Origin of the sequence: Corynebacterium sp. HMSC070E08, from assembly GCF_001808895.1 — a bacterium.
Lineage (GTDB): Bacteria > Actinomycetota > Actinomycetes > Mycobacteriales > Mycobacteriaceae > Corynebacterium > Corynebacterium hiratae.
This window is the reverse complement of the sequence record NZ_KV794795.1, coordinates 22156-38392: the sequence shown is the minus strand read 5'-3', so window position 1 is coordinate 38392 and position 16237 is coordinate 22156. Positions and strand designations below refer to the sequence as shown.

The following is a 16237-nucleotide window of genomic DNA, read 5'->3' as shown; positions in this document are numbered from 1 at the left end:
GCAAGGGAACCTTTTGGAAAGTCCTAGAAGGTTTGTTTGGGGGCAAGGAAACCGTTTGACTGGAACCATTTGAGGGGAACCGTCTGGGACGGCACCCCCTAGGCTCCATTAGGAAGAGCGCTCCGCGCGCAGGAGCTCGTCGAAGCGGTAGGTGCCGGTCACGGCGGTGTCATCGTCGAGGAGGTAGAGGCGCTTGACGGAGACAACGATGGCCTCGGCGATGTCATCGCGGCACTCTGGGTTAGTCAGAATCGCCACGTCCTTCGGGCTGGTCAGGTAACCCAGAACTACCTGCACCACCGGCATCTGCGTCAAGCGCAGCAGCGCCCACGTGCGGCCGTGGTTGCGGCAGTTGCCCAGCTCGGTACGGGCAACGATTTCGCGCTGGATGAAGCCGGAGAGCGTCTCCCCAATGAGGGAGGAATTGCCGGACTCAGAACCGAAGTAGAAGGTGGCTACGCCATTGGCTTTTTCCGTGGGGTACTCATCGCAGGCGAGTGAAATGACCAAGTCAGCGCCAAAGGCATTGGCGATGTCGGCGCGATCGTGGATGGAGGGATCATCGGTACGCGGGCGGGAGATGATGGTCTCCATGCCGGCGGCAATCATGCGGCCGGCGACGCGCTCGGCTAGATCCCAGAGGGTCTCTTCTTCCGTGATGTCGCCATAGCGGCCCTTGACCGTGCGGCCCTTGTTGAAGCCGCCGAGGCTGGGGTCGATCACCACGCGCTTGCCCGCCAACTTGGGTCCCGCGTTGCGCACGCGCTCGCGCTCTTGGATATTGTGCGCCGAGCCACCGGTGATCCGCCGACCCAGCAGATTGAGCGCGTTGATGGTGGCCGGGCCGCAAATGCCATCGCTGCGCAGGCCGGAGTTCAGTTGGTATTCCGCCAGCGCCGCGTAGGTGCGGGCCCCAAAATGGCCATCGATGCGTTCTTGGTAGAAGCCGAGTTCCTGGAGCTGTTGCTGCAGCTGGGATACATCATCTCCCACCTGCACGTTGCCCGGTTCATAAGCCAGTACCCGCGCGCCTAAGGTGTAGGAAGCCTGACGCAGCTCACGCAAAGTAAGGTCATCAATATCGCCGCTGGGCACGATGCCGCGGGATTGCTGGAAGGCTTTGAGCACTTGCGCCAGCTCGTTATCAAAGTACTTATCGGCTTCGGAATACTTCTGCTTCTTCCAGTCGGACAAGGTCCCCTGGTAGTCAGTCATCAGGCCGAGGCGGGCAAGGGTTGCGCGTGCTTCGGCGACCCGAACGCTCTGGTCACCTACACGTAAAACGCGGTTCACACCTACCCCTTTCGTGATCAAGGAGGCGCACCTTAGTGCGCCGTCAACGAGTTAAAGACTACCAGTTAGAGCTGCTTCTTTACCTGTGCCACGATGTCGGCCTTAGAACGCAGGCCAACGAACTCATCGACCTTCTCGCCGTTCTTGAAAATCAGGACGGAGGGAATGGACATGATCTGGAACATGGCACCCAAAGTGCGCTCTTCATCCACGTTGACCTTGACCACGGAGACGTCATCACCGAGCTCCTCGGCGACCTCCTCGAGGATCGGGGACAGCTTCTTGCACGGCCCACACCATTCGGCCCAGAAGTCCACGACGACGGGCTTGCCTGCCTCCACGACGTCGGCGCGGAAGGAATCAGTAGTGACGTTTTTAATGTTGCTCATGTGATCACTAACGGTTCTCGGCGAGGAAATGTTCCGCATCAATGGCCGCGCGGCAGCCGGAGCCCGCAGCGGTGATGGCCTGCTGGTAGTGGTCATCCACCAAGTCACCACAGGCAAAGACACCTGGCAGCGAGGTCTTGGTGGACGGCTGCTCTACCACCACGTAGCCAGCTTCATCGGTCTCTACCTGGCCGTTAAGGAAGCCGGAGCGCGGATCGTGGCCAATGGCCACGAACATGGCGGTCAGGTCGAGTTCACTGGTCTCACCGGTCAGCACGTTTTTTACCTCGAGGGCACCGACCTTGCCATCCTTCTCCAGGACGCGCTCGACGGTGGTGTTGGTCAGCCACTTAATCTTTGGATTGTCCTTGGCGCGCTCCAGCATGATCTTGGAGGCGCGGAAGTTCTCCGAGCGGTGAATAATGGTGACGGTCTCGGCGAACTTGGTGAGGAAGGTAGCCTCCTCCATGGCGGAATCGCCGCCGCCGACGACGGCGATGTTGTGGTCCTTGAAGAAGAAGCCATCGCAGGTGGCACATGCGGACACGCCGCGGCCGGTCAGCTCCGATTCGCCCGGAATACCCAGGTAGCGCGGAGCGGCACCGGTAGCGAGGATGACAGCACGGGCTTCATAAACCTCGTCGCCCACGTGCAGCTTCTTCACCTCGCCTTCGAGCTCGACGGAATCTACGACTTCCATGCGCAGGTCGGCACCGAAGCGGATGGCCTGGGCGCGCATCTCTTCCATGAGCTCAGGGCCCATGATTCCCTTCTGGAAGCCCGGGTAGTTCTCTACCTCGGTGGTGTTCATGAGTTCGCCACCGTATTCAAAGCCCTCGAAGACGATGGGATTGAGCTCGGCGCGTGCTGCGTAGAGCGCTGCGGTGTAGCCGGCGGGGCCGGAGCCGACGATGGCGACATCGTGGATAGTCACTAAAAACTCCCTTGAAACGATAATTTTTAAGTAAGACTCAGATTCTACTCGCCCTCAGTCTATCGCCGCACGCAACACTTGCCGAGCCCGGGCTCGGCGCGACTTCACCGTGCCCGGCGCAACCCCCTGCACCTTGGCCACGGTATCGATGGGATAGCCAGCCACGTCGGTGAGGTACAGCGCCTCGCGCTGGTCCTCGCGCAAGGTTTCCATCGCTTGGGCCACCGTGATGCGTTCCGCCAGGTTTTCGCTGGGGTTGTGTGCGAGCGCATAGTTGCGGTCATCCTCAATGATCTCCGCATCCAGGGATGCGTTCTCTCGGTTCGATCGGTGGTTGAGGAAGTCATAGCCGGAGTTCATCACCAGCCGGTGCAGCCACGTACTCAGGGTGGCGTCGTGCCGGTAGGAGGCCATGTTGCAGCTGGCCTTGAGCAGCGCCTCCTGCACGATGTCCTGCGCATCATCATCGTTGCGCGTGTAGCGTCGCGCCATGGCGGTCAGGCGCGCGCGGTGCTTCTCGACGATTGCCGAAAAGGCCTTAGTATCTCCGCCAATGAAGGCGTCGACGAGTTCACGATCGGTCGGCTGTGCTGACAAGAAGAATCCCCCCGGAAACTTGAGCAATGACATTTGGGTCAACACAGCCCCCAGCCGAAGCCGATGGTTTGTGATTGTCCCCCCGTTAATGTGTCTGCGAGTTTACGGGAAGATTCTTCTGTCCGCTACGCGAAGCGCTTATTGCGCGGCACGGACGCGTTGCGCGCGACGCAGCGCATCCTGGCATTCCAGCAGCACGCGGCGCAGCGCACGTGGGCGCTCGGTGGCCAGGAACTCGCTGGTGGCGGCGTCGGCCATTGCGAGATCCGGGTAGAGCCCGCGCACGAGGCGGTTGGCAATTTCGATGGGGTGCTCCTCCCACAGCTGAGACAACGAGTCGAAGTATTCCTGGGCAAAGGCCTCGGTGAGGTGGGCCGAGCGCGGCGCGTTGAACGCCGCGAGCAGGGAATCCACCTCCGCGTTGGAGTACTTACCCGGCGTGCGCACGAGGTCGAAGACTTCGCGCTTGAGCTCGGCAGACGGGAAGGCGTGGGAGGCGCCCAGGTAGGCGGCGGCACCGGTGAGCGTGTTATCGCGCTCCTTCTCCGCCTCGAGCTCCTCGGCGCTGACGGCATCGCGGGCGGCCAGCGCGCGCAAGATGGCCCAGCGGATGTCCGGGTCGAGGGCGAGGCCGTCGAGGGAGCCGTCGTAAAGCGCGCGCAGGCGCTGCGTGCCGGACTCCGCCGGGGTGGCGGCAAGTGCCTGGATGGCGGCGCGGGCGACGGTGAGCTGTGCGTCGGAGCCTGCCGGTGCTTGCTGTAGCACCTCCCAGAGGCGCTCGGCGTAGTCGGCGCGAATCTCCTCGCGAGCCTCCTCGCCCACAAAGTGGTTGATGGCATAGGCGGCGTTGGCGAAGGCCGTGGTCAGAAGCGTCGGGTTGGACTCCGCCGGGGCGTGGTTGAGCACCGTGTCGAGGTAAGAGCGCACGGGCCACTCGCCATCGCGGGTGAGGTTCCACAGGGAGGTCCAGATGACCGCGCGGGAAAGCTCATCCGGGACTTCAGACAGGCGCGTGCGAATGGTCTCCAAGGAGGTCTCGTCGAAGCGGACCTTAGCGTAGGTGTGGTCGCCGTCGTTCAGCAGCAGCAACGCCGGCGCCTGAAGCCCCGATGCCTCGTCGAGGATGGTGCGCTCGCCCTCCAGATCGACGTCAAGGGTGGCGTATTTGTTCAGGGAGTCATCGAATAACGTCACGTCGAGGCGGTGCGGGCGCGTGGTGTCCTCGGCTTCCACCGTGATGGCGAGCTCGTGGATTTTATCGCCGTCCGTGTGTAGTTCCGGGGTCAGCGTGTCCGGGCCCCACGTGCGCAGCCACGCGGTGGACCAAGCATCGAGGTCGCGGTCGGTGTGCTTCTTCAGCGCCTTGAGCAGGTCCTCGAAGGTTGCGGCAGCAAAGGCGTGCTCCTGGAAGTAGTCGCGCGCGCCGGCGTAGAAGTTCTCGCGGCCCACGTAGTGCACCAGCTGCTTGAGCACCGCAGCACCCTTGGCATAAGTAATGCCGTCGAAGTTCTGGCGCGCGGCATCCACGTCCGGGATCTCGGCCTTGATCGGGTGCGTGGTGGGCAGCTGATCCTGCAGGTAGGCCCAGTTCTTGCGCTGGCCAGCGAAGTTGACCCAGGCCTCGGTGTACTCGGTGGCGTGCACCGAGGAATCCGCGCCCATAAACTCCGCGAAGGACTCCTTGAGCCACAGGTCATCCCACCACTGCGGGGTGACCAGGTCCCCGAACCACATGTGCGACATCTCGTGCAGGATCGTATTCGTGCGCCCGGCATGCTGCGCGCGCGTGGCGGCGGAACGGAAGAGGTAATGCTCCGTGAACGTCACCAGGCCGGGGTTCTCCATGGCGCCCAGGTTGTATTCCGGAACGAAGATGGAATCATACTTGCCCCACGGGTAGGGATAGCCAAAGCTGCTGTGGAAAAAGTCCATGCCTTGTGCTGTGACCTGCAGGATTTCATCATCCAGGTACTCCGCCATGGAGGCGCGGGCGAAGGCGCGCAGCTCCACCTCGAGGGATCCATCGGGTGCGGTCCAGGTGCTGTGCTTCTCGACGTACGGCCCCGCCGCAAACGCCGTCAAATACGTTGACAGCAGAGGGGTCGGCGCGAAGTGTGCCACTTCCCCGCCCTCGGTCTTCTCGCGGCCAACCTCCGGCTGGTTGCTTAAGAGCTGCCAGCCTTCCGGGCCGGTGAGGTGCACCTCGTAGCTGGCCTTGAGATCCGGCTGGTCAAAGCAGGGGAAGATGCGGCGGGCATCAGATGGCTCGAGGTGCGAGTAGAGGTACGTGGTGTCATCGGCTTGGTCGTGCATGCGGTGCAGACCCTGGCCGGTGCGGGAGTAATAGGAGGAGCCGGTGATTTCTACGGTGAGCTCCTTCCCCACCGGAAGATTGCTCAGGTACACCCGTCCGCCGTCGAAGGTGTTCTCTACCTCCTCGCCGTTGACGCGCACTGCGTGCACGGTCTTGCCCAAGTAATCCACGAAGGTTTCGGGTTCGGTGGTGGTGAATGTAATACGTGAGGTGACCTCGTAGGAATCGGCGTCGGTTGGTGCGCTCGTGACGTCGAGGTGCAACTCGTAGGTGCTCAGGCGCAGCGCGGCGCTGCGTGCGGAAGCTTCTGCATGGGTGAGGTTTTCGGTAGTCATGCGCTACATCTTAAACGTCGCTGCGGTGCGTATCACAGGTAAGCCGCCCGGAGTTGTTTCAGAGTTGTTTATTACTCCATTGTTGTCCCTCTAGTTGTTAAAAAGTTGTTGCCCGCAGTACCGAAATGGGCACTACGGGCAACAACTTAGAACTACTTCCTACGGTGAGGTTTCGCGCTTTATGGCTTACTGCTTAATCGCAGAAACCTCGAGCTCGATCTTGATCTCCTCGGAGACCAGCACGCCGCCGGTCTTCAGCGGGGCGTTGAAGTCGATGCCGAAGTCGAGGCGGTTAATGGAGGTCTTGGCCTCGAAGCCCAGGCGAGTGTTGCCGAAGGGATCCTCGGCCACGCCCGTCTCCTCTACCTTGAAGTCAACGGACTTGGTGGTGCCCTTGATGGTGAGGTCACCGGTGACGGTGCCCTCGCCTGCCTCGTTAACGTCGAACTTAGTCGCGGTGAAGGTCATCTCTGGGAACTTCTCAACGTCGAAGAAGTCCTCGCCCTTCACGTGGGCATCGCGGTCAGCGCTCTTGGTGTCGATGGATGCCGTCTTTACCGTGGCGGTGGCGGCGGAGTCAGCAATGTTCTCCCCTACGGTCAGGGTGCCCTCGAATTCGTTGAAGTTGCCGCGCACCTTGGTGATCATGGCGTGGCGGGCGACGAAGCCGATGGTGGTGTGTGCCGGGTCCAGTGCGTACGTTCCTGCAGTGATAGTCATGGGGTTCCTCAGTTCTCTAGGTTGTTGACGTGACAACAATAATTATACGCTCCTTCACTCAGCTGTCAAGGGAAGAAATCGCAAGAACACTAAAGCCCCAGACCTGCTACCCGAAACCTGCAGGTGGGCGTCGTCAAGCGCGTGGCGCGTCTGAGTCAGCGAGCAGGGAGTTGCGGGATCGAGGTCTGGGGGAATGCGTGAGGTGGTGTGTTAGTTGGTGGGGATGCCCACCAGGGTGGCCTCCTCCAGCGTGACGGAACCGGACTTGGGCATGTCAGTGAAGAGGATGAGGGCGCCGTCGAAAGCCGCCGGCTTCTTCTTCAGCTCGATGTCCTGGCGCGCGCTGGTCAGGGTGCCGTGCGCGAGTTCGGTGAGCGTGCCGGATTCCGGATCCGTGGGATCGAAATCCTTGGTATCCACCCCGTAGACCACGTACTTCGCACCGATGGAATCCTCCTGCTTTAGCGGTAGCACGTGCAGCTGCGTGGGCTTGTCAATGCTGAGCAGAAGTCCGGATTCTGCTTCCTTCGTGGTCCACTCGCCGGTGACTTCCTTGCCCTCCGGAACGGACGTGCTCTTGACGTCCTTGAACAGGACCGGCGGGACGTTGGGGAACGTGGCCTCCGTCGAGGCTTCGCTCTTGGTCACCACCGGGGAAGTCTTTTCGTTACCTACCTGGGAGAGGATCCACACGCTCAGCGCGGCCATCGCCACGACGAAGAGGGTGGCAAGAACGCCCAGCACGATGGTGCCGGAGCCTGAGTAGCCGCGGCCGCCGAAGCCCGGTGCGGGGCTCGGGTCCTCCTTGCGCGGGGTTTCCTCCACTGGAACCTGGAGGGTTTCCTCGCCCTCTTCGCCATCGCCGGCGAAGGCCGCCAGGCGGTGAGCGATGTCCTCGAGATCGGAGTCCTCGCCCTTTTCGGCATCGGCAGCAATCTCCTGCAGCACCTCCGGGGTGGGCTTGGTGGACTCCACGAGGAGCGAGATGGCGGAGGCCAGCGCCGAGCGGTCCGTCTCCTCATCGTTGCTGTGCAGTACCGCGGGGAAGGCCAGCGTGGCAACGCCCTCGGTGGAAATGCGGATGCGGTTGCGGTTCTCAATACCCAGCACGAGGTCCGCCGCGTGGGCGGCGGCCGTGGTGCGCACCAGCGGTACCAAGGCGTGGGCCACGGCGCGCGGATCGAGGTCCTTGTCTTCCGACACCGTCTTCAACGAGGTGCCCTCGACCCAGTCCGCCACGACGAGGCAGCCCTGGCGGTAGGACAGGATATCGATGTTCTCCGCCACGGCATCCAGCTCCATTTCCGCCAGGCGGCGCGTGGCGCGGGAGACCTCGGCGGAGCGGCGGGCGGCCACGGCCGGGGTGGCTGGTGCCATCGGTGCCTCGCCCGTGGTATCCACGAAGGTCAGCGATACCAGGCGTCCGGTGGCCTGCTCGCGGGCCTTCCAGAAGCGGGTACCCGCGGCAGAGCCATAATCCTTGAGCAGGCGGAAGCGGCCATCGGAGACTGGGGCACCCGGTACCAGGCGCGGGCCGCGGACGATACCGGCAGACATCGGCGGCGGCACCGGCGAGGAGTTGAAGGCATCCACGCTGAAGATGGGCTGGAACTCCAGCTGCTCCGGGGCTTCGACCTCGATGGCCTCTGCATGCTCGATCTTGATGATGCGGGACATACCCGGAATGCGCTGCAGCTGGCGGCCCAGGTTGATGACTTCCGGCAGACCCGAACGCGAGAGCACGATGCCGGTCACGATCACGAAGACCAGGCCCACGACGGCCAGCTTGAGCAGGTACACAAACGGCGGCACCTGTGCCGGGAGCACGAAGTTGATGCCGTAGTTGATGGCGTAGGCAACGACCAGACCCACGATGGAGGCCAGCACTGACCAGATAGTCGTCGCGATGACCGCGCGGCCACCCAGGCTGCCCAGCTTGCGCTTGAGCAGGAAGCCACCGATGACTGCGCCGGCCACGAAGCCGAAGCCGTTGGCCGTGCCCAGCAGGATGACCACGCGCTCCGGGGAGTCCGCCACGTGCGGGGCCAGCAGGGAGAGCACCACCTTGGTCAGCGTGATGCCGGCGATGATGAAGGTGGGGGTCCACGCTTCCTCACGCGCGTAGAACACGCGCAGGTGCAGCAGCACCAGGGCGTACGGGATGAGGGTAAAAGCGGAGAAGCTCAGCGTGAGGCCGAGCAACTCGGCCGCATCCGCGTCGAAGGCGCCGTACTGGAAGAGGCCGCGGGCAATCGGGATGCCGAAGCCCGTCATGAAGATGACGATGGGGATCAGCGCGATAAACGTCAGCTTCGTGCCGAGCGTGAGATCCCGAACCACGGCCTTGACGTCACCGTCCGCGGCGTTGCGGGACAGTCGCGGCATAATCGCGGTCAGCAGGGTGACACCAATGACGCCGTAGGGCACCTGCAGAAGCAGCCAGGCCTGTTGGTAGGTAAAGGGCGCACCTTTATCGGCATGCGCCGCCACGCGGGAGGTGATGACATAGCCCAGCTGGGAAATGGCCACGTAGGCCACAATGGCCAACGCCATGCCACCGAACTGTTTGAGCCGGTCATCTAGGCCCCAGAGCGGCTTGAGGTTGATGCCTGCCTTCTTGAGGTACGGGAACAAGATGAGGCATTGCACCACCACGCCCGCCGTGGTACCAAGCGCCAAGAGCAGCACGTGCCCGTCCGTGATCGGCGAGGGCGCATTGGGATGTAGGCTGCCCGGCACCAGCTGATAGGCCACGAGCACCGAGATCGAGATGATGTTATTGACCACCGGCGCCCACGCACCCGGCCCGAAGATGTTCTTGGTGTTGAGCACCGCTTGGAAGAGCGCGAAGAGCCCGTAGAAGAAGATCTGCGGCAGCAGGAGATAGGCAAAGGAGGTGGCCTGCACGGCGTTGACCTTGCCGTCCTCCGGCAACATCATGCGCGTGAGCTGCGGGGCAAAGATGCAGGAGAGCACCGTGATCGTCGCCAGCAGGGAGAAGGCCAGCGTGAAGAGGCGGCGGACGAAGGCCTCGCCGCGGTCGGAGTCTTCCTTCTCCGCGCGCACGAGCACGGGCACGACGAGCGAGGTGAGCACCGCGCCCAGCACGATCTCCGTGATGAGGTTGGGCAGCTGGTTCGCAGTGGTGAAAGCGGAAGAAATGGCCGGGCCCAGCGAAGAGCCAATGAGCACGTTGCGGATGAAACCCGTGATGCGGGAGATCATCGTCGCGATGGCCATCGAACCGGTGGCGCGCACAACGGCGCGGTCGGAGTTCTCTTCGCCGGGGGACTCACTCGGGGCCGAGGCAGACTTGCCCTTCAGTCCCGAACGGTCCTCGAGTTCGTCGTCGACAGCAACGACGCCACTCGGCGCGCGCTTTTCCGGGACCGGTGCCGGCGGCGAGGGCGTGACAATGCGTCGACGGGCACCAGACATAGGTTCATGTGTCATAGAGAAAAACTATCCGTGAGACTTCTTTTTCTTCCGCTTACCTAGCCGGAACAGGGCGGCAAGGACGAGGGCGAGCGCGGCGATCGCGCCGACTCCATAGACGCTAACGATACCGGCACGCGTCTGCACCGTAATGTCGATTGGATCCGAAATGAGGTGCTCAGATGGTGTTGCTAGCCACAGGCGCAGCGACATCTGGTCAACGTCGCTCGGCAGGTCAGCGGTCATGGACACGGTAATGGATCCCTTGGCCGGAATGTGAATCAAGTCCTGCGTGTTCAAGGTGGCGCCGTCCGGGGCATCGTAGGCCAGGTGGGCGTCGACAGGCAGCGGCAGGCCGTTCTCCGCCACGATGAGCAGCGGCGATGACTCCGAAACGCGAGTGTAGACGTTGCCCGGCGGGATGAGGGAGACGGAGGCGCGGAGCTCGCGCAGCATATTCGCGTTCTTCTCCAGTCGCGTGCGGCTCTGCTTCACCGAGGGCGTGAAACCGTGCAGGCTGGAGCGGTCGGTAGCGCTCAGCGCCGTGAGCAGATCGTGGCGCAGGGGCGCCGTGAAGCTATAGCGCGTCATGGCGATGCCCGGATCATTAACCATAATGGACATCAGCTCGTCGGTATAGCGCGCCTGCTGTGTCACCTGCGTGATCTCGGCGTCGTGAAAGGCCGCGGGATCTGGATACGGGCTGCCGGGGGTACCGCTGCCCTCCTCCACATCTAGCGCGGTGACGGGGCGCGGCTGGAGGCGCCCAGAATCAAGGAGCCTCTGCGCTGCTTCCATCACCGCGCGCGCGGCCGCAGGGTCTTGGTAGTTCGGCAACTTGGCTACGGTCTCCTCTTGCGCGGACGCCACGCTTATCGACGCCCCCGCCGTCAGCGCCCGCGCCTGCTCCGAATCCATGGAAAAGTCATAGCGCAGCTCCGGGTTGGAGTACCCGGTGGTCTGCGGTTTCGAGCCGGTTTGGGCTAAGAGTGCGCCTAGGGAAGCATCGAAGGTGGCGGCCTTGCCTGCCCATTCGGAGTTATCCGCTACCAGCAGCGGGACGGGCATTGCGTGCTCGCTTGTCCCGGAGGCCGGCGCGGTCAGATGCGTGCTGAGCGGGGCGCCGAGGATGCGCTCGATGGTGGCCGCGCCCTGCTCGACGGCCTCGTGGGTGAGCCACTCGTTTCCTACTTTGGCGACGGCGTCGGTATCCGCGTTGGCCCATGGCATGAGCATGCGGCAGTCCACCTTCTTGAGCTTCTCTAGCCACGCGGCGGCGTCTTGGGCACCCGCGCCCGGTTCACCGCGATCGGAATCGGACTGGGTGAACCAGGAGTCGCGCAGGCGGGTGGGGCGTTTGGCGATAGATGGGCGGGTCTCGTTGACGGTGTAGCCGGCGGACATGCGGTCGGCGGCGTCGACAAGCGCGGGGTCCAAGGCCACGCAGCCGGAGCCGTGCAGATCATGCTTCAGGTAGGCATCGAGCAGCTGATCGAGGCGCCCGCCCGGCGAGAGCTGCTCTGCCAGCTGCTCGCTTTCTAAGATGAGCTCCTCGCCGCCGGTATCACCTGGAACCACGTCCACTTGGGCGGTGATGGGATAGACCAGGGAAAAGGAATGCTCGCCCTCCTCTTCGGCATCCGGCTCTTCTCCTTGGAAATCCAGGATCGTCCGCTCCTCCGCGAAACTGGCCGCTTGGCCGTCGCGGGTGCCGGTCAAGGTAAACAGGAGCGGGTACGCGCCGGGCTCCGTGATGGCCAGGGTCGAGTCCTCCCCCAGAGCGGTGGGCACCTTGACGGTGACGTCGCGGCTCTCCCCCGGTTGGAGCGTCCCTGCGCCGAGCGAGGCCCCATAATAAGGAAAGGATCCTGCGGCCAGCTCTTGGCGGGCCTGCGTAGTGGAGGTCACGGCAGTGCTGCGGCGGGAGGTGATCTGAAGATCATCAACGGCGCTCTCGGTTGGGTTGTGGATGCGCAGCTGCAGCTCCAGCGTCTCCCCTACCCGCGCCTCGCTCGCGCTGAGCAGGCTCAGCTCCAGCTCATCAGGTCCGCGGGAGCCGAGCCAGTAGTGGGAGTCGGTGATCCCAGTATCGAGGGTTTCCGCCTGGGCCACGGGGACGGTGCAGCCCACCGCCAAGGCCGCGATGGCCGCCGCTGCGCGCCAGCTCACCGCGGGGTCGCCTTTCCTTCGGCAGCTTCCTTTCGCGCGAGATCCGGAAGAAGGTCGTGGGCGATGCGCGCCAGCTTGCGCTCGTCGGCATAGGCCAGGTGCTCGATGAGCTCGGAGACCGGGATCCAGGACACCTCCGTGACCTCCGGGTCCTCGTCGTTCATGATGCCATCGACAAAACGCAGCAGGTGATGGTGCACGGTCTTGTGAATGCGCACGCCATCGGAGACGAACCAATAATCAATCATGCCCAGGTCCGCGAAGACCTCGCCGTGGATGCCGGTCTCCTCCCAGACCTCGCGCTCGGCGGTCAGCTCCTTGGCTTCGCCGTTTTCCACATGTCCCTTCGGCATGGACCACAGCAGGCGCCCGCGGCGGTCCAGCCTGCCGATGAGCGCCACATAGATCTGTGAGAGGTCTACGTTGCCGTCCTCGTCGACGGCCTCCGCCAATCCGGACACGACGAGTCCGCCCGCGGACGTCTCATCCCGCGTGGTCATGCGGTTGGTGGACGTGCGCTGGGGGCGTCCCGTGCGGTGGTTCCGGTGGCCCGCGCCCCGCCGGCGGCGGCGCTTGGACCCTGGCGTGTTCTTAGTCATCCCTGCTAATCGTAGTAGACTTCGATCCGTGAATTTTCAGGACACTCAGCTAATCGGCGTTCTCGCCCGCGCGGACGCCACCGTCGCCCGGCTCAGTGGCCTCTTAAGCGGCCTGGTGGAACGCTTTGCGCTTCACGACGCCCCCCTCTACCTCGTCGGCGGCTCCGTCCGCGACGCGCTGCTCGGCCGCCTGGGCAACGATCTCGACTTCACCACCCCGGCCCGGCCCGACGTGGTCTATTCCATCCTCGAGGAGTGGGCGGAGACGGTGTGGGATACCGGCATTGACTTCGGCACGGTCTCGGCGGCCTATAAGGGCCAGCAGATCGAGATCACCACGTTCCGCTCAGATAGCTATGACGGGCAGTCCCGCAACCCCGAGGTCATGTACGGCGATACCCTCGAGGGCGATCTCGTGCGCCGCGATTTCAAGGTCAACGCCATGGCCATCGAGCTGCGGCCCGACGGCACCCGCGAATTCCACGATCCGATGGGCGGTCTCGAGGACTTGGCGAATCGCATCCTCGATACCCCAGATGCGCCGGAGATTTCCTTCCACGATGATCCTCTCCGCATGCTCCGTGCTGCGCGTTTTGCGGCGCAGTTGGAGTTTGACGTCGCCCAGCGCGTGCGCGATGCCATGACCGACATGGCGGGCGAAATCCAGCGCATCACCGTGGAGCGCGTGCAGGTGGAGCTCAACAAGCTCATCTGCGGTGTCGCGCCGTGGAAGGGTATTGACCTGCTCGTTGACTCCGGGATTGCTGATTATGTTTTTCCGGAGATCCCGGCGTTGCGCATGGCTCCCGACGAGCACGCGCAGCACAAGGACGTGTACGCGCACTCGCTGACCGTACTGCGCCAAGCCATGGAGCAGGAGGAAGACGGTCCCGATCTCATTCTTCGGTGGGCCGCCCTGCTCCATGACATTGGCAAGCCGGATACCCGCGATACCACCGACGGCAAGGTGAGCTTCCACCACCACGAGGTGGTGGGCGCGAAGCTCACCCGCAAGCGCCTGCGCAAGCTGAAGTTCCCCAAGGCCACGACCGAGGACATCGGCCAGTTGGTCTACCTGCACATGCGCTTTCATGGATTCGGGGATGGCCAGTGGACCGATTCCGCTGTGCGCCGCTACGTCACCGATGCCGGCGATCTCCTTCCGCGCCTGCACAAGCTCGTTCGCGCTGACTGCACCACCCGCAACGAACGCAAGGCCCGCCGCCTGCAGCGCACCTACGATCAGTTGGAGGAGCGCATCGCGGATATCGCCGCCAAGGAGGATCTTGCACGCGTGCGCCCGGATCTCGATGGCAACGAGATCATGGAGATCCTCGGCCTTGAGCCCGGCCCCGAAGTGGGCCAGGCCTGGTCTTACCTCAAGGAGCTCCGCCTCGAAGAGGGGCCCCTCGAGCGCGAGGTGGCTATTGCGAAGCTGCGCGAGTGGTGGAATTCTAGATAGGGATGTACGCAGACAGACTTTTCAACGCCCTCGAGCGCAACGATCCCGCCCCTGGCCAGCTCCTTGTGGCGGCGCCCGACACTCTCACGCCCCACTACAACCGTTCCGTCATTCTGATTACGGAGCAGCACGCCGGGCGTACGTATGGCGTGGATCTAACCAACCGCTCCGAGGTCGCCCTCTTCAACGTCATGCCGGAATGGGTACCCGTAGCGGCCAAGCCGCAGGCCCTCTATATCGGCGGCCCGCACAACCAGCAGGCGGCCATCGGTGTGGCGCTGACCCGCCAGGGCGTGGACATTGAGAAAGAGCCTTCGCTGAATCGCCTCGCCCCGCGCGTGGCGCTCGTCGATCTGCGCGTGAGCCCGGAGGACGTCGCCGATCTGGTGGAGGGTATGCGCTTCTTCGCTGGTTTCTTTGAGTGGGGCCCGGGCGAGCTGGATGAAGAAATTGACCGTGGCGAGTGGTACGTGGCCCCCGCCCTGCCCCAGGACGTGGTCTCCTCTGGCTCGACCGATACGTGGTCGGACGTGATGCGCCGCCAAGCCATGCCCTTGCCGCTGTTTGCGACCTTCCCGCGCTACATCGATGAAGATAATTAGAGCTCTTCGCCTCTCCCTGCGCTAACATCTCTGCCATGCGCGCGGAGATCATCAAGGCTATACGGACTTGCATGCCTATCGCCGTGGGAGTGGTGCCGCTGGGCCTCGCCTTCGGCGTGCTCATGGTTCAGACCGGCTTCGACTGGTGGTGGACCCCTATCTTTTCCATCGTTATTTACGCCGGCTCGATGGAATTCCTTGCTATTTCCATGGTGACCGGCGGCGTGACGCCCGCCGTGGCTGCGCTCACTGGTTTCATGGTCAATTTCCGCCACATTTTTTATGGATTGACCTTCCCGCGCGATCAGATTTCTAGTCCCCTCGGCCGCGCCTATTCCACCTACGCGCTTACCGACGAATCCTATGCCGTCCTCTCCGCCTTTCCCCGAGACTCTCGCCCAAGCGGCGCCTTCGTCTTCACGGTGCAGTTTTACTGCCAAGTGCTGTGGGTCGGTTCCGGCATCATTGGCGCGGTGGCCGGTCAGGCAATCCCGCCCTCTGTGAAGGGACTGGAGTTTGCCCTCGTCGCACTGTTCATCGTCCTTGCCATCGATTCCTTCCAGAACAACAAGGACTACTCGCTTCCGCTGTCTGCCGTGGTGCTCGGGATTCTTGCGGGCTTCTTGTTTCCTGGTCAGCTTCTTATGGTGGCGCTGTCCGCCTACTTTGTGTTGCTCGTGGTGCGCTACCTCTCCCCTCGCGTCGATACCGCACTGATTCTACGGAGGGAGGCGTCATGCCAGCCGGAGTAACACTGGCCAGCATCTTCGCCGTGCTGATCCCCGTCGGGATTGTGACCGTCGTGCTGCGTTGGCTTCCCTTCGCCTTCGTGAAGGCCCTGAAGGGTAGCCAGTTCATCAGCATGCTCGGGTTCACCATGCCGGTCGGCGTGATGGCAGTTCTGGTGGTCTATACCTTATTCGGCCAAGCTCGCGATACGGGAAGCATTGTTGCTCCCCTCGTAGCCGCCGCTGTGACCGCCGCGTTGCACCTGTGGCGCCGCAATTCCGGTCTTTCCATCTTCGGCGGGACTGCCTTCTATATGGTGCTGGTGAATCTCGTTCTGTAGCGTGGGTACGCTAAAAGTCGCCGAATAGCGCGATGGCCTCGGTCCACAGGGAGTGGAACTGGAAGGCGTCGATAAGCTCGGCGTCGATGTCGGGGAACGTGTCGTAGGTGTCAGGGTGCGGCACCACTTGCTGTGGGATGTTGGCGTCACCCACCGAGGCGGTCGGCGTTGCGGCGCCGACGATGGCGTCATTCGGCGCGAGGGCAATCATGCGCAACATGGAGCAAGCCTCGTTGCTGATTTCCTCGAGTTCCGCGATGTGGATGGCGGTGCCGACCTCCGGGACAGTCATGGTGGTGCGAACGTAAAGCTTTTTCAT

Annotated in this window: 14 protein-coding genes; 4 read left to right on the top strand and 10 right to left on the bottom strand. The window is 63.2% G+C overall.

The features are described from left to right. Positions 1–108 precede the first annotated feature (108 nt). From HMPREF2526_RS10395 to HMPREF2526_RS10355, 9 genes are all read right to left on the bottom strand, one after another. Entirely contained in the window at positions 109–1293 is a 1185-nt protein-coding gene (locus tag HMPREF2526_RS10395; RefSeq protein WP_070547227.1) for an N-acetylmuramoyl-L-alanine amidase, read from the bottom strand. A gap of 65 nt (positions 1294–1358) precedes the next feature. Continuing rightward, positions 1359–1682 carry a thioredoxin gene (gene trxA / locus HMPREF2526_RS10390; RefSeq protein WP_046648711.1) on the bottom strand — a complete coding sequence of 108 codons (324 nt, stop codon included), beginning with the start codon at positions 1680–1682 and terminating at the stop codon, positions 1359–1361. A gap of 7 nt (positions 1683–1689) precedes the next feature. Next, the gene (gene trxB / locus HMPREF2526_RS10385; RefSeq protein WP_049155640.1) at positions 1690–2616 is read right to left on the bottom strand and encodes a thioredoxin-disulfide reductase; all 927 of its coding nucleotides are present in this window, start codon (positions 2614–2616) and stop codon (positions 1690–1692) included. A 54-nt stretch (positions 2617–2670) separates the two neighbouring features. Beyond that, complete coding sequence (locus HMPREF2526_RS10380) at positions 2671–3213, bottom strand: RNA polymerase sigma factor (protein WP_049155637.1); 543 nt, start codon at positions 3211–3213, stop codon at positions 2671–2673. 138 nt (positions 3214–3351) lie between these two features. Continuing rightward, positions 3352–5862, bottom strand: coding sequence for an aminopeptidase N (gene pepN / locus HMPREF2526_RS10375; protein WP_070547226.1), 2511 nt, complete (start codon positions 5860–5862; stop codon positions 3352–3354). Between the two features lie 186 nt (positions 5863–6048). Continuing rightward, positions 6049–6582 carry a YceI family protein gene (locus tag HMPREF2526_RS10370; RefSeq protein ID WP_070547225.1) on the bottom strand — a complete coding sequence of 178 codons (534 nt, stop codon included), beginning with the start codon at positions 6580–6582 and terminating at the stop codon, positions 6049–6051. Positions 6583–6792: 210 nt separating this feature from the next. Further along, entirely contained in the window at positions 6793–10035 is a 3243-nt protein-coding gene (gene murJ / locus HMPREF2526_RS10365) for a murein biosynthesis integral membrane protein MurJ (protein WP_070547224.1), read from the bottom strand. A 9-nt stretch (positions 10036–10044) separates the two neighbouring features. Beyond that, the gene (locus HMPREF2526_RS10360) at positions 10045–12186 is read right to left on the bottom strand and encodes a hypothetical protein (RefSeq protein ID WP_070547223.1); all 2142 of its coding nucleotides are present in this window, start codon (positions 12184–12186) and stop codon (positions 10045–10047) included. Next, the gene (locus HMPREF2526_RS10355) at positions 12183–12785 is read right to left on the bottom strand and encodes an NUDIX hydrolase (protein WP_046648718.1); all 603 of its coding nucleotides are present in this window, start codon (positions 12783–12785) and stop codon (positions 12183–12185) included. The genes HMPREF2526_RS10360 and HMPREF2526_RS10355 overlap by 4 nt, the downstream gene beginning before the upstream one ends. Positions 12786–12813: 28 nt before the next feature. Here HMPREF2526_RS10355 and HMPREF2526_RS10350 point away from each other — a divergent pair, with 28 nt between their 5' ends. From HMPREF2526_RS10350 to HMPREF2526_RS10335, 4 genes are read left to right on the top strand one after another with little or no spacing between them, the layout of a single operon-like run. Beyond that, positions 12814–14247 (top strand): CCA tRNA nucleotidyltransferase, encoded by a 1434-nt coding sequence (locus tag HMPREF2526_RS10350; protein ID WP_046648719.1) that lies wholly within the window; start codon positions 12814–12816, stop codon positions 14245–14247. 2 nt (positions 14248–14249) lie between these two features. Then, positions 14250–14849, top strand: a complete 600-nt coding sequence (locus HMPREF2526_RS10345) for a YqgE/AlgH family protein (RefSeq protein ID WP_049155619.1) — start codon at positions 14250–14252, stop codon at positions 14847–14849. 35 nt (positions 14850–14884) lie between these two features. Further along, positions 14885–15601 (top strand): AzlC family ABC transporter permease, encoded by a 717-nt coding sequence (locus HMPREF2526_RS10340; RefSeq protein WP_070547222.1) that lies wholly within the window; start codon positions 14885–14887, stop codon positions 15599–15601. Continuing rightward, the gene (locus HMPREF2526_RS10335; RefSeq protein ID WP_070547221.1) at positions 15586–15918 is read left to right on the top strand and encodes a branched-chain amino acid transporter permease; all 333 of its coding nucleotides are present in this window, start codon (positions 15586–15588) and stop codon (positions 15916–15918) included. The genes HMPREF2526_RS10340 and HMPREF2526_RS10335 overlap by 16 nt, the downstream gene beginning before the upstream one ends. 10 nt (positions 15919–15928) lie before the next feature. On the opposite strand, the gene HMPREF2526_RS10330 is transcribed toward HMPREF2526_RS10335, so the two are convergent. Continuing rightward, positions 15929–16237 (bottom strand): hypothetical protein, encoded by a 309-nt coding sequence (locus tag HMPREF2526_RS10330; protein ID WP_049155610.1) that lies wholly within the window; start codon positions 16235–16237, stop codon positions 15929–15931.

What these genes read in the sequence shown, in the direction of transcription:
- HMPREF2526_RS10355 (WP_046648718.1), bottom strand. Translation starts at nt 12,785, where the DNA reads ATGACTAAGAACACGCCAGGGTCCAAGCGCCGCCGCCGGCGGGGCGCG.
- HMPREF2526_RS10340 (WP_070547222.1), top strand. Translation starts at nt 14,885, where the DNA reads ATGCGCGCGGAGATCATCAAGGCTATACGGACTTGCATGCCTATCGCC.
- HMPREF2526_RS10335 (WP_070547221.1), top strand. Translation starts at nt 15,586, where the DNA reads ATGCCAGCCGGAGTAACACTGGCCAGCATCTTCGCCGTGCTGATCCCC.
- trxA (WP_046648711.1), bottom strand. Translation starts at nt 1,682, where the DNA reads ATGAGCAACATTAAAAACGTCACTACTGATTCCTTCCGCGCCGACGTC.
- pepN (WP_070547226.1), bottom strand. Translation starts at nt 5,862, where the DNA reads ATGACTACCGAAAACCTCACCCATGCAGAAGCTTCCGCACGCAGCGCC.
- HMPREF2526_RS10345 (WP_049155619.1), top strand. Translation starts at nt 14,250, where the DNA reads ATGTACGCAGACAGACTTTTCAACGCCCTCGAGCGCAACGATCCCGCC.
- murJ (WP_070547224.1), bottom strand. Translation starts at nt 10,035, where the DNA reads ATGACACATGAACCTATGTCTGGTGCCCGTCGACGCATTGTCACGCCC.
- HMPREF2526_RS10330 (WP_049155610.1), bottom strand. Translation starts at nt 16,237, where the DNA reads ATGAAAAAGCTTTACGTTCGCACCACCATGACTGTCCCGGAGGTCGGC.
- HMPREF2526_RS10370 (WP_070547225.1), bottom strand. Translation starts at nt 6,582, where the DNA reads ATGACTATCACTGCAGGAACGTACGCACTGGACCCGGCACACACCACC.